Here is a 12,585-nt window from a genome sequence, read left to right on the forward strand (position 1 = left end):
GGGTCCTCGCGGCGGGGTTGGGGATCAGAATCCGAATGCGCTCAGCGCGTCTCCGACCTGGTCGACCTCTTCGTCGACGGCATGACGGGCACGCACGACGTCGAGCGCGGTCACCGGTCGGGGCAGGAACCGCGGTTTGGGTGGGGCTTTGCCCTCGGGCAGATTGACCGCGACGAGGGTTGCTTGGAGCTGCTGGATCAGGTCGGCGATCGTCATCAGCGTCTGAACCGAAAGGTCATAGCCAGCAGAGGTACTGACCTGCGGCCCTGATTCGCCTTCATCGCGGCCGTCGCCGTCAGCGTCGAGTTGCTGGCGGGCGTAGGTGTATTCGGCGATGTCGAAGTCGGCGTCGATCGCGGCCTGATACCGCGAGCCCGGAGGGAGCTGCCGCAGAAATCGGGCCAACTTGGCCCAGGGCAACTCCCCCCGGAAGAAATCGAGCAAGTCCACCGCCCAATAGGCGTGCAGGTCCCACTCGACGGCCTCGTAGTGGCGCTCCAGTAGCGCTACGAGGCCTGCTCGCCCCCCGGGAATTCCTCCGCGCCTTCATCGGCCTTGCCGTTGAAGTGCTCGCCGATGTCGTCGATCAGCGCCAGGGCGACCTCGATCGGTTCGTTGCGCAGCGCGCTCCACACGAGAGCGAACGCACCCTCACCGACGAGGGCCTCGAGCATCGGAATCAGGTTCTCGATGGCCGAATCCTCGCTGGCCTCGAGCAGTCGGGCCAGCGCCAGCGAGCGCTCCAGACCGTCGGGAGCGTCGATCAGCAGCGGCGGGTCGACCGCGTCGAAGACGTAGGGCTCGTGGACGGGAAGGTCCTTCTTGGCCTCGCGAACCAGCTGGGACCAGCGCGATTCGGTGGCGGGGGACTTGCGTGCACGCTTGGTGGCGGCCATGGGTATGGGAACTCCCGATTCGATATTCAGTTGTGGGTGAAGCTGTTTCGCGCGCGACTACTTGACTGCGGGTACGCGCACGGGCTTGGCGGGCTTGCGGTCCTCTACGGACTCAGCGGCCGGTTGAACTGCCGCAGCGGCCTCGATGGAGGCGGCGGGCTTGGGTTCAATCTTCGTCCGGTATCCCGAGCATGCAAGATTATTGGCCTCAACAGCGGTGGCCACACGGACCTCGACGCCGGCGGGGGACACCATCGTGACAGGGGTGAAAGGCATGGGGACTCCTGGTAAGTCGGGCGCTCCGAGAATGAAAATGCGAAGGGCCGCCGCCGGTGGTGGAGCGTCACACCAGCGGCGGCCCGGTCAGATCCCGTCCAGCGACTACGGGGTCGAAGCGACGAAACCTGCCTTGAGGGCCAGGGCCTTCCAGCCCGGACCGGCGAAGATCGTCTTGAGGGCATAGCCCTCGGCTTCGTCGATCTTGGCGCGGGCGGTGATGCCGTACTCGACGGCGTTCTCCTGCGACCAGCCCTGCTCATCGACCTCGGTCACCACCAGCTTGGGCGCGAACTTGATGATGTAGATCGCGTTGGCACCCGCACCGTCCACAGACAGGAACACCGCGCGGTGGTAAGTGATCGACGGGTCGGTCGGGTCGGTGAACTCCGTCTCACCGCTGGCGGAATCGAACTTGACCGCCGACAGATCGCGGCCGTGGTACAACTCCAAATTCTTCTTGTGAGTTTCCTGGCCCTTCCACTTGATCGTGGTATTGCGGCTCACGATGTCAGTGCGGGCCGACTCCAGAAGACCCCACGCCTCGACCTCGCTGGTCTCGGTCTCCGGCGTAAAAGTCGGCGCGCCTTCCTTGGAGATGTGGCCCAGCGACTCGAACCCGGCGGTCTTGAGGTCGATCAGCGCACCGGCGGTGTCGGTGAACTTTTCCGGCACATCGGTCGACAGCGGTGCCAGCAGGACCGCACCGGCGAGCGGCTTGCGGATCAGCGACTGCTTGAGATCGCGCAGCGCGGAGAAATCAGCCATCTTCGGCTCCTCTATTCAGTTGTGGTGTTGTTCAGGCCGCGGCGTGGGAGTGCAGGTAGGCCGCTGCTCGGAGTAGGAGTTCGGGGTCATCTCGCAGCTGGCCGATGCCGACGTTGCAGCTGCGACACAGCAGGGCCCTTACCCGGCCGTCGCGGTGGGAGTGATCCACTGCCAGCACCTCGCCCGGTTCGGGCACGTGCTCGCAGATCGCGCACCGCCCACCCTGATCGGTGAGCATCCGCTGGTAGTCGCGGTGCCCGATGCCATAGCGGCGCAGCAGTTTTCGCTCTGCGGCGCAGTCGCGGCATTGGGTATCCAGGCCGCGGGCGCGAGTGGTGTTGCGGTGGAACTGGTCGGGGGTGCGGTCTCGGCCGCAGCGTTTGCAGATCACTGGGCGCGGAAGCTCATCCAGAAGGTCAGCTCGACGAATCGGTTGTCGCTGGCCAGGTTTGGGTCTTGCGCGGTGCCGGTCTCCTCGTCGGTGGTGTCGATGAGAACCCCGTTGACCTCGGTGCATCCGGCGTTGAGGATCCGTTTGCGTACCGCGCGGGCGGTCGTCCAGGCTCGTGGCCTGGTCGAATCGACAACCACGACCGCGACCAGTGCCCGGTCGGTGATCCCGGAGGCATCGACGCCGCCGCCGGTGCGATTGACCGCGATGATCGGCGCCAGGCTCGGCCACTGTTCGGGGTCGGGCAGTGCGGTGCAGCACCAACCGAGATCGTCGAGCAGGTCCATCGCGACCAGCTCGGCGTCGGGGAATTCGGCCTCGCTCATCGTGTCCGCCCGTGCCGGCGTTCGATGTCGGCGACCACTGACCGGATCCGGCGGTTGTCGCCGCCGAGGGTGTGATCACCAGCCCAACGGTCTGGCATCGAGCCGGGCAGAACTCTGCGCCGGCCGCGGTTGCGTTCGTTGTCGCGAGCGAGGTTGACCTGCCCGAACTCGACCGCCGCGGAGTAGGGCGCGCGGATGGTGAGCACCCCGGCCCAGCGACCAGGATCGGAATTGCTGGTACGCAACAGATCTCGGTGGACTTTGCCGGACCCGGCGTAGCGTCCGGTGCGCCGACGTGCACGCTGCTCGAACAGCGCCTTGGCTTCCTGGGCGATCGAGCGCAGGATCTTGCCGTACTTCGGCGAGTGCAAGACGCCGTCGATGGCGGGATTAACCGGCCATCCGGTCGGGGTCTTGCGCGTCTCGTACCATTCGATCTGCGGCGTCGGATCTTTCTTGGCCATCAGCCCTCGATCCGGCGAAGTCGCACGATCACACCGGGGGTGGTACCGGTGCGGGGATGGCGGGGGCGTTCCGGTCGACCGACAACGTGATATTGCAGCCCGTCGGGAAGCTCGGCGATGTCGGAGGCCAACACGTCAGATCCGGTGGGGCAGAACACGATTGAGTCGTATCGTGCCATCGGTCGGTCCAGTGTCGGTGCGCCGTTCGGGTTGGGTTCGCCGCTGCCGGTGTCGTCGATGGCGACCCCTTCGATGTCGTGATGGGCGACGTAGGAGGTGTCACCGAACCTGTCACGTGACGGTCGACGCAGGATGGTGATGGTTGCCCCGTAGGCGTAGCTCACGACACCCACCTCGGACCAGACAGGCCGATCACACCGACCCGGCGCGGACGAGTGCGCACTGCGGCCAGCTCGTCGTCGGTGAAATGCAGGTCACCGCGGGCCGCACCGTCGCCGTAGCGAGTGGTGTAGGACCCGATGACCTCATAGCTGACACCGGCAGGATTGCGGATTACCCGCAGCACCGCCGCGCACACAGCGCGAACAGCATTGGCGCGCACCAACTCCGACACGCCAGACGGTCCGGCGGCCAGGGATGGCACGAGACTCATCAGCAGCGCTTCGGCGTCGACGATCTTCGCCTCGCCGAAGGTGAGCTGACGATCGGTCAGCTCACCCTCGAATCGAGCGATCAGGTCATCACGACCAGCGAACACACCCACCGATCAGGCCCCCGCCGCCTTGCGGGTGCGCCGCACCGGCTTCTCGGCCGGTTCCGCAGGTTCCGCCTCGGTGATCGGCTCGACGGCCGGTTCCCGGGTCGGTTCCACATCCACCGGTCCGCCCACGGCGTAGGCCGCAGGGTTGGTGATCTTGGCGATCGCCCACTCCGGCAGATCCACGCCGGGACCGAACCAATGATCAATTCCGCTGTCCGGGTTACGGACAGCGACGAACGTATTCAGTTGTGCCACAGGAACTCCCGATCAGAATACGGTCGCGACCATCAGCGACTTGGGATCCTCGAGGACCGGCAGCACCAGGCCGTCGACCACCGTGGTCTCCTTGAACGGAGGACCCGACTTGACCACCACACCGGTCAAGCCCGGCGCATCCTGGAAAGTCATGTCGGACTGCGCGGCACCGACCAGCTCCAGGGCAGTAGCGGTCACGCCCCACTTCACCGCACCCAGGCGACCAGCCGGAGGGACAAAGATGATCTTGTTCTCCGGAATCACACGAGTGTCGACACCACCGACATTCACGCTGGTGTCGTAGACCGCGCTGATCGGCGGAAGATTGAAGTCGTCCAAGACGTTGTTGACCACCGACTTCGACACGATCGCCGGGCCACCCGCCAGTGCCGAGGTGTAGGCCCGGAACTCGGCGTTGCGCTGGAGGAACGATGCGGTCTTGCGACTGATGATCATGCCCGCCGGCGCGAAGCCGTTGTCGGCGATGTACTTTTCAGTCCAGGTCGACAGATCGCCGACCACGGTGGCCGTAGCGGTCTGGGACCACACGGTGCCCGCGGTGACGAAGTGATCGACGGGCACCTCGAAGTCCGCGGTCAGTGTCAGACCGTTTTCGCCGGTCAGCTGGATCTTGCCGGTGGACAAAAGCTCACCGCGTGCCAGCTCGATGCGATTTCGGATGCTCCTGACCGCGATCTCGATGTCGTTGTAGATCGCCTGGGTGATCGCCGACAGCGAGCCACCGTTCTGGCGCGCACGCTCGAGCTGGAGCCGCTCAAGCTCGCCCTTCATGCCCGCGATGGAGATCGGCAGCAGGTCGACCTCGCGCGTCTCCACGTAGTCTCGCTCAAGCTGCGGGATCGAACCATCGAAGCTTCGGAACTGCGCGGTGCGGTTGACTCGCGTCGAGTTCAGCAGTCGGATCGTCTGTTCCTGCACCAGCTGGTCAGGCAGATACGCATTCAGAATGTGGTCGGACGGGTTCGGGATCTCCCGCGCGAACGCCGTCGCGGCATCGGGGTGGACCGCCGCATCGAAAACAAGAGCCATGACAGGCCTCTCCGCTATTCAGTTATGTATGTTGTTGTGGCGCTGGAAAATTCAGTTCGTCAGACGAACTTGAACCACGCGCCGAGGTCTGTCTTCGCCTTGGTGCCCACACCGGAAGCCGGGGGCAGCTTGTTCTCCTTGACCAGACCCGGACCCACCCACAGCGGCGCGGCTTCCTTGCCTGCCCAGTCGGTCGGTGCGAAGGCGTCCCAGAGGAACCCAGCAGCGACCTCGCGGCCGTCGTTGGCGGTCGAATCGTGGATGCCGAACAGGCCGCTGGCGGTGACCTTGCCCAGGATCAGGCCGGACGGGAGATAGCCCTTCGGCGCATGGGTCGCGGCGACGAACTTGGTCATGTCGAGGGTGATCGAGAGACGGCCGGGCTGGCCGGAGATGTCGCCGAGCGCGAATGTGCGGCTGTCGCCGTAGAAAACGCCGGTCTTACGGATCGCGATATTGCTCATCAGGTGCTCTTTCCTGGGTTACTTCTCGGCCTTGGCGCCGAAGCGGCGCGCGGCCTCGGCCAGACCGGCCTGAAACGCGGGCGCCTTGGTGAAGCCCGCACCCGAGGAGGCCTGCCCGACATTGGGGTAGGTGGAGGTCGGCGCGGCCGGAGACTTCTCGGGCTCGCCGAATAGGGCGGTCAGATGTGCGACGACCTTCGCGCCGTCGACGCCGCCCTCGGCATCGAGGAACTTGTCGACTGAGACCGAATCGACCCAGCCGTCGAGTCGCTCGCCCGAAATCACCGTGCTCGCATAGCCCCTGACCTGTGCCTCGTGCAGAAGCGGCAGAAGCTCGTTGCGGGCTTCGACCCGCGCCTGCTCGGTCGCCGAGGTGATCGCTTCGGACTGGGCGCGCTCGGTGTCGCTCATCGCGGCGGTGCGCAACTGCTCGATCTCATCGCGCAGTGCCTGCGCCTCCTCAGCGCTGAGGCCGCCGGTGTTCTTGGCTTTCGCGCGGCCTTCGTGCTGGCGGGCCTTGTGCTTCCAGTAAGCGGCCTGCTCGGCAACGCTCATCTCGGCCAGTGGAGTGGCATCGGGGAAACCGTTGTCGTTGACGACGCGTTCGTTGTCGGTCGTCTCGGAGGTCTCGGCGATGACGGCCGGATCGCCGCCTTCCGGGTTGGTCTCGGTGGCGGCAGCAGTCGTCTCAGCAGGCATATTTAGTTGTGATCCCTTGTCGGGTAGTGGATTTTGGTGGAGCCCATGTCGGGCAAGAATCAGTTCACGGACAGCAGGCGCTCGTACCGCGCGACCTGCGCGGTCTGCCACACCACCTTCGGGTGGTCCTCGCCGAGTCCTTCGGAGCGGGACTTGGTGAGCATCTGCCGCATCAGCGGCAGCTGACGTGCAGCGAACGCCTCGGTGCTCTGGTCCAGGTCTACCAGCGGTGTCGACGATGGATCCCGGTAGCGCGGTACGGCTTCGCCGCGGCGATCGGGCACCAACACGGCCTGGAGTTCGCCGTGCTCGTCGACCCGGTAGCGGGTGCGCTTGAGCAGTCGACCGGCGGTGCCGCCGGCGTCGTCGTAGAGCTTGCCCAGGTCCTCGTCATTGAGACGACGGCCAGGGTCGGCGTCGGCCTTGATGGGCATGACCTCGCACTTGCAGCCCGCATGGATCGGTTTCAGATCACCGGTGTGATACTTCCGGTCCGACGCAGCCAGACACAGCCCGCACGTTCCGCCCACAGACAGCTCCGGGCGAACCACCCGCCGCCAGCCGATCACGTCCAGATCGACGATCCCAGCATGTGCCAGGACCTGCGATTCTGCTTCGCGCTCAGCCAGCGAAATATTGGTGGCCAGCTCCATTTTCACACGATTAGCGGCCACGTCCAGAGCATCACCAGGGTCACGGCCCTCAGCGAGAAGCCGCCGATACATCCGCGCCGGCCGGTTGAAGACTTCCTCGACTGGCAACCGGTCAGTGACTACCCCGGCGGCTTTGACCTTGCGGGCCGTGGCATACCGGTACTCGCGATCCCGGGCGAACATCCTGACCTCGTCAGGGACCTCGGTGACGAAATCCTTGATGTCGGTGCCCATCTCGTCGAGATAGCGGCGCTGGGCGGCCAACGTCAGCGACACCGCGCGCCGCTGCGCCGCCGCCGACACCTCAGCAGCCGCGCCCGCGAACTCGTTGACCGAGCGCCCGTCAGCGGGGTCGGTCATACGGAACATCGCGTGGACTCGATCCTGGGCGTTGAGCAGCAACAACTGACGCCGAGCTGCCCTTGCCAACAGGATCTTGGCCAGCATGTCGATCACCATCAGGCCGCCAGCAGCTCGTCACCGGCCGCCGCCGAACTCGACTCGGCCGCAGGAGCTACGGCCGCCGCGGCACCGGTGATTCCGCCTAGGCCGCCGCTGTTCTGTTCGGTGGCCATCGCCTCCTCGAGCAGCTCGGACTCCGAGAGCTTCGCAATCACCGGATCCATCTCGAGCAGCTCGACGATCTGGCGCTTGCGCGAGAGGATCCCGCGCGTCTTCTGCGCCGCATCCGCCCGGGAGTTCAGGCTGGTGCGCTCGGGCTTGCCCCACTGCAACCGGATCCCGGTGACGGAGTTCGCCTTCCCCGCGAGGGTGAAAGCCATCTGCCACAACAGGATCCATTGCGGTTCCTGGCGGGCCTGCCGGTCGCTGATCTTGTCGATCAGCCCCTCGCGCATCGTCGTCGCACCCTCCGCGGATTGATTGACGCCGTCGGGGGTGAGCATGTGCATCGGGATTCTCGTGCAGACCCCAAATTCCTTGACGTCGTCGCGGGTGGCGACGAGCAGGGGCGTGAGGTCCGTCGACTGGCTCTCCCAGAAATCGACCCCCTCCGGCACCGCCCAGAGAACGCCCGGGTCATTGGCGAAAACGTCGGCGATCGTGGCGTCATCCAGCGGCCGGATGAGCGACTCGGTGTCGCCATCAGAGAAGTCCGCGCCACCGTCGACATCGCCCTTGATAGCCCTCTGCCTAAACGACTGGTAGGCGGTGATGACCATCCGATGCAAGATGCCGTCGGTGATCCGGTCGAGCAGGTCGATATGCGGCTCGAACTCACCGAGTCCCATCTTGTTGGTGAACCGCACCACCGGGATCCCGCCCAACATCTCCAACCCCGGCATCGCCGTCGACGGGCCCGCCGTCCACTGCTTGAGGTTGAACTCCGGATCGAACTGCCCTTCCTCGCGGACCCATTCGATCCGTGTGCCGGGCAGAAATAGAATCGCCTTCTGGCAGTTCGCGATCCGATCAGCGAAGACCTTGATGAACGCGATCAACCGGCGAGGGTTCAGCGGGTCAGGCTCGCCGACACAGAACCGCGGATCCTCAGCGAGCAGCATCGGCACCGAACCCTCCGGCGCGCCCTGCACCGGCGGAACGACCATCGCGTAGGCCTCGCCGAGGGTGTACAGCCAGGTCTGCATGTCGCGCTGTAGCGCGGCGAACCCGGAGATCTCCTGCACCTGACGGGCCAGATCGTCGCCGTCGAGATCGGCATCGGCCGCGGTGTAGATCCCGCGCAGCACCGAACGATCACACATCGAGTCAATCGACATAATTGCGTAGTTCGGGCGGGCCTTGCGCAGCATCTCCCGGAACGTCTCCCGATACCGCTCATTGATGCTCGGCAGTGGCGGGTCGCCCAGGTAGTAGCTCCACAACAGGTCGAGCCGTTCACGTCGGGTAGCCGGGGAGTTCGCGGTTTGTGACCGAGGTTCCCGTTCGAGGTCCTCGTCGAAGCGCTTCATCAGGAACTCGAACCACCACTCCGGCGGCTGCTGAGTCGGTTGCTGTTCAGCCATATTCAGTTGTCCTCGTCATCTATCGCAGTCGGCGCACGATCCGCTTGCGCGGCTTGACCGCCAAGCCCTTCGACACCGCATCCAGGTAGGCCTGCCACGCCAGTACCGAGGCCACCGCGGCGTCGATCTTGTTCGGAGAGTCCGGATTTTCCTTGCGGATCTGCACGCCCTTGGTCGTCTCGAACCGCCTGGCATTGAGCACGTGGGCGCGCAGCGTCAGGTCACCGTCGTGGCGCAGCTTGCGGTCGAGAACGGCGTCGACGAACTCGCGCAGGGCCTGCACGGTCTTGTATCCGCGATCGCCGGTCATCCACCACTCAATCGGGTGCGCCGCAGTAGATTTCAGCTTCAATCGGGCCCCGTACCTGGCTTCCCAGGCCGCGACGTTCGCCTCCCACCTGGCGGGGTCGGCGAACATCCCGAGCACCCGATAGGTCTTGAACGCTCCGGCGATCGTGGCATTGACGTCGTGCTCGGGCACTTCCCAACCGTCGGCGTGCACGCCAGGTGGTTGTTCCCAGATCTTGATCGGAGAGATCAGTCCATCCGTGAGGCGGCAGGCGATCAGCGCGGTCGCGTCGGTGACACCGCGTCGTCGTCGTCGGCTGCCGTCGAAGCCGAGCACGATCGAATCGCCGGGCGACAGCGGCTCGGAGTCGTGGTACTCCGGACCGATGCCATCCCACTCATACGCTGCCAGCCAGGCATTTTCGGCGCTGGTCGGGGAATTGAACCAGTACCTGAACGAGCTGGTCACATCGTTGCGAGGGTCCGCGATGGCTTCGACGTAGCCGTCGATGTCATTCCAGGTGCAGTCGCCGTAGGCATCGACCAACGCGGCGCGGACCTTGTCCTCGTCGTCGAGTTCCTCCGGCGTGATGGCGCCGAATCTGTGGTCGAAAAGCTGCCTCGGGTGGGTCTTGAGCTTGCCCTGGAGCACGTCCTGGATCAGCTTGTAGGTCTGTTCGGCGATGCTGTCCTCGCCGGGCGCGTACATCGTGGTTGTCTCGACTGCGAAGGTCTGCGCGGTGCGGCGACGTTTACGCAGGTTGCGGGTGAGAGTCCGGTACGTCGCGCGCAGTTCGGCTTTGTTGTACAGATGTGTCTCGTCGAACAGGACCAAGGTGTCCTTGCCGCCGTCCTTGGATGCGGCGCTCGACGTCGACGGAATGATCTCGCCGCCACCAGGAATCAGGATCCGGGTCAGGCCGGCGTCGTCGCGGCGCGGCAGTGCATGCCGCAGCGGACCCTCGCTGACGTTGAGGTGAATCGTGTCGTAGATCAGCCCTGCCTGGCCCTCTTCGGTTGCCACGCAACGGATGTAGGGCGTCTTGAGTCTCTGGCCCATGGGTTCGCCGGGCCGGTAGACGTAGCGGAAGCCGATGCCCCACTCGTCGGTGAAGACCTCGCCACCGCGGGCATATCCAGCGAACCGGCACGGGCCGAGTGCCTCGAAAAGGCCGATGAACGCAGCGATCTCAGACTTCGCGCAGCCCTTCGGGCGGCTCAAGAAGACGTGATCATAGATGCGCCGACCGCTCTCCTCGAGGGCGTAGGTATCGACCAGGAACCCGACGTACTCGTCGATGATCTGCCCGATCGGCTCGCCACCGAGATCGCCGGGACCGTGCACGGCCATGTATTCGAGCCACGCGGTCGCCAGCCAGCCCAACGACCGTTCCCGATCGTGGTCGGGATGGGTGATGATGTCGTGTGGCACAGGCGGTTACGCGGGCTTGAGCAGGCGGGCGCGGCGTTCCTCGGCGAAGTCGACCACCGGCGAGCTGGTGGTTTCGACTTCGTCGTCCAGCTCGTCGATGACCGGCTTGATGCGCACGCGGGCACGCTGGAGGTCGTCTTCGGTCAGGCGCAGCGCCGCACCGAGCGTGGACGTAATCGCCTTGTAGTTCTCGCTGCCGGGGCGCGACAAATAGCGCTCGACCAGCGGCAACGTCATCCACAGCTGCACCCACGTGCCCATGCCGTAGAGGCGGGCCTGGGGGAGCGCGGCCAGCTCGGCGTAGACGGCGCGCCCGATCGCGCCCACGGTGATCCAGTCGGGGATCTCAGGGATTTCGCCGTCGTGCGGCGTCGGGTCGATTTCGGTCCAGCCATCCGCACCGGTCAACGGGTCGGCATTGCGCCGCGCCCTGTCTTCGGGATTTTTCGGAGGCGGGCCGCTTCTGCGTCCAGCCATATTCAGTTGTCTCCCATGTCGGGTGTATTTCTCGATCGGAAATTCGTGTGCCCATGTCGGGCAATTGAATTCATGATCGAAAGTGACTACGCGTTGATTTGACCCGTTTTCACACTCGGGCTGGCAGACGCGCCCCTGCCGGGCATAAATGGAGCTGGGGCGACAGGATTTGAACCTGCGACGCACGGCTTTGGAGACCGTTGCTCTACCGGATTGAGCTACACCCCATGGAAGCCCGCGCGCCCGAAAGCGGCGGGCCGATGCACATCCACGGTATCCAGGCCACGTGGATGTGCAAGATCATCCCAGGAGTGCCACCAGGATCGGGAGGATCTTGAGCACAGCGCCAGCGATGGTGGCGACTGCTTCGCCAATTGTCACGATGTCATCCGCATTCATTTTGACCTCACACATATCCAGGGTGTTTTCTCAGCGAGTCGGGATGGCGTGCATCGCGGCGCAATTTAGCGCGCGCCGCAGCTGATTCCGACGCGGTCTTGCGTTTGTGGCAGGAGCTGCACACAGCCTGGAGGTTGCCCAGGTCATCAGTGCCCCCACGCGAGAAGTTGCGCCGGTGATCGACCTCGACCGCGGTGGTGGTGCAGCCGCGCCACCGCAGCTGGCACCGGAATTCATCACGGGCCAAGGCGATCGGTCTATTGCGGCGGAATTCGGCGCTGACTTGCCGCGTGCCACCCGTTCCCCATGCCATTATCCGAATTATCCCAGCTCAATCGGTGTATTCCAGATCATCTATCTCCGTCGGGGGTAACTGGATGTCGCGCACCGGTAGCTGGTTGATTGGCTCGACCTATCAGTGAAAGGCGCTGATATGACATTCAATTCGCAGCGTTGAATACGGAATTGATTTGGCTCTCAATCCCTGATCCCGCTGGGAACGGCGGGGTGCGGCGGGCAGCGGCTGGGAGTACCCCGTACCGCGAAAGTACGAGATCGCCCCGAGCGCAAGCGCTTCCGCCGGTCAGACGGTCATGCGTATGGTTGCTCAGGTAAGAACGGGCTGCGGGTATTACTCGCTTGCCCAACGGCCGGGATACGAGGTCGCGCCGCTACAACAACCACGCTGTCCCCCGCCGGGCGTTCCTTCAATTAATCGGGGTGGACGCAGACCTCTCGGATCCGTACCAGTAGCCGCAGGGCGGCGTATGGGTACGGTTGCAGATGCGGCTCTGACCCGCGACGGCACCGCTCGGTGAGGCGGCCCACCCGTGGAACCTACGGGCGAAGAGGACGGTCATAGACCGCGATAGACCGGGTTTTACGCGGTGTATGAGTGAAGGTAGCACGCGACGGCGGCCTCGGCGCGACTTTGACCCCGCCTATGGGGCGATCGCTCGGCGTTCTGCTAACCTCGGCCTC

Annotated in this window: 17 protein-coding genes and 1 tRNA gene; all 18 read right to left on the reverse strand. The window is 64.9% G+C overall.

Features of this window, described 5'->3' with window-relative positions; translation table 11 throughout:
• Positions 1-24 precede the first annotated feature (24 nt).
• Positions 25-450, reverse strand: a complete 426-nt coding sequence (locus ACQHI0_RS00940) for a hypothetical protein (protein WP_427906042.1) — start codon at positions 448-450, stop codon at positions 25-27.
• Between the two features lie 56 nt (positions 451-506).
• Positions 507-896: a hypothetical protein gene (locus tag ACQHI0_RS00945; RefSeq protein WP_427906043.1), complete on the reverse strand. Its 390-nt coding sequence runs from the start codon at positions 894-896 to the stop codon at positions 507-509.
• A 381-nt stretch (positions 897-1,277) separates the two neighbouring features.
• Entirely contained in the window at positions 1,278-1,940 is a 663-nt protein-coding gene (locus tag ACQHI0_RS00950) for a hypothetical protein (protein ID WP_427906044.1), read from the reverse strand.
• A gap of 31 nt (positions 1,941-1,971) precedes the next feature.
• The gene (locus tag ACQHI0_RS00955; protein WP_427906045.1) at positions 1,972-2,331 is read right to left on the reverse strand and encodes an endonuclease VII domain-containing protein; all 360 of its coding nucleotides are present in this window, start codon (positions 2,329-2,331) and stop codon (positions 1,972-1,974) included.
• Positions 2,328-2,717: a hypothetical protein gene (locus ACQHI0_RS00960; protein ID WP_427906046.1), complete on the reverse strand. Its 390-nt coding sequence runs from the start codon at positions 2,715-2,717 to the stop codon at positions 2,328-2,330. The genes ACQHI0_RS00955 and ACQHI0_RS00960 overlap by 4 nt, the downstream gene beginning before the upstream one ends.
• Positions 2,714-3,181 (reverse strand): hypothetical protein, encoded by a 468-nt coding sequence (locus tag ACQHI0_RS00965; RefSeq protein ID WP_427906047.1) that lies wholly within the window; start codon positions 3,179-3,181, stop codon positions 2,714-2,716. Before ACQHI0_RS00965 ends, ACQHI0_RS00960 begins: the two co-directional genes overlap by 4 nt.
• Positions 3,181-3,525: a hypothetical protein gene (locus ACQHI0_RS00970; protein WP_427906048.1), complete on the reverse strand. Its 345-nt coding sequence runs from the start codon at positions 3,523-3,525 to the stop codon at positions 3,181-3,183. Before ACQHI0_RS00970 ends, ACQHI0_RS00965 begins: the two co-directional genes overlap by 1 nt.
• Positions 3,522-3,905 (reverse strand): hypothetical protein, encoded by a 384-nt coding sequence (locus ACQHI0_RS00975; RefSeq protein ID WP_427906049.1) that lies wholly within the window; start codon positions 3,903-3,905, stop codon positions 3,522-3,524. Before ACQHI0_RS00975 ends, ACQHI0_RS00970 begins: the two co-directional genes overlap by 4 nt.
• 3 nt (positions 3,906-3,908) lie before the next feature.
• Entirely contained in the window at positions 3,909-4,157 is a 249-nt protein-coding gene (locus ACQHI0_RS00980; protein WP_427906050.1) for a hypothetical protein, read from the reverse strand.
• 12 nt (positions 4,158-4,169) lie between these two features.
• The gene (locus tag ACQHI0_RS00985) at positions 4,170-5,207 is read right to left on the reverse strand and encodes a major capsid protein (RefSeq protein ID WP_427906051.1); all 1,038 of its coding nucleotides are present in this window, start codon (positions 5,205-5,207) and stop codon (positions 4,170-4,172) included.
• A 59-nt stretch (positions 5,208-5,266) separates the two neighbouring features.
• Positions 5,267-5,671: a head decoration protein gene (locus ACQHI0_RS00990; RefSeq protein ID WP_427906052.1), complete on the reverse strand. Its 405-nt coding sequence runs from the start codon at positions 5,669-5,671 to the stop codon at positions 5,267-5,269.
• 18 nt (positions 5,672-5,689) lie between these two features.
• Positions 5,690-6,370 (reverse strand): hypothetical protein, encoded by a 681-nt coding sequence (locus ACQHI0_RS00995; RefSeq protein WP_427906053.1) that lies wholly within the window; start codon positions 6,368-6,370, stop codon positions 5,690-5,692.
• 59 nt (positions 6,371-6,429) lie between these two features.
• Entirely contained in the window at positions 6,430-7,482 is a 1,053-nt protein-coding gene (locus ACQHI0_RS01000; RefSeq protein ID WP_427906054.1) for a hypothetical protein, read from the reverse strand.
• Positions 7,482-9,008 (reverse strand): phage portal protein, encoded by a 1,527-nt coding sequence (locus ACQHI0_RS01005; protein WP_427906055.1) that lies wholly within the window; start codon positions 9,006-9,008, stop codon positions 7,482-7,484. The genes ACQHI0_RS01000 and ACQHI0_RS01005 overlap by 1 nt, the downstream gene beginning before the upstream one ends.
• A 19-nt stretch (positions 9,009-9,027) precedes the next feature.
• Positions 9,028-10,728, reverse strand: coding sequence for a hypothetical protein (locus ACQHI0_RS01010; protein WP_427906056.1), 1,701 nt, complete (start codon positions 10,726-10,728; stop codon positions 9,028-9,030).
• Between the two features lie 6 nt (positions 10,729-10,734).
• On the reverse strand, positions 10,735-11,205 hold the full coding sequence (locus ACQHI0_RS01015; protein ID WP_427906057.1) for a hypothetical protein: 471 nt from the start codon (positions 11,203-11,205) through the stop codon (positions 10,735-10,737).
• 154 nt (positions 11,206-11,359) lie between these two features.
• Positions 11,360-11,433: transfer RNA gene (locus ACQHI0_RS01020), tRNA-Trp, on the reverse strand.
• A 178-nt stretch (positions 11,434-11,611) separates the two neighbouring features.
• Positions 11,612-11,917 carry an HNH endonuclease gene (locus ACQHI0_RS01025; RefSeq protein WP_427906058.1) on the reverse strand — a complete coding sequence of 102 codons (306 nt, stop codon included), beginning with the start codon at positions 11,915-11,917 and terminating at the stop codon, positions 11,612-11,614.
• Between the last annotated feature and the right edge of the window lie 668 nt (positions 11,918-12,585).

Source organism: Nocardia sp. FBN12 (genome assembly GCF_050320175.1).
In the GTDB taxonomy this organism is placed as follows: Bacteria; Actinomycetota; Actinomycetes; order Mycobacteriales; family Mycobacteriaceae; genus Nocardia.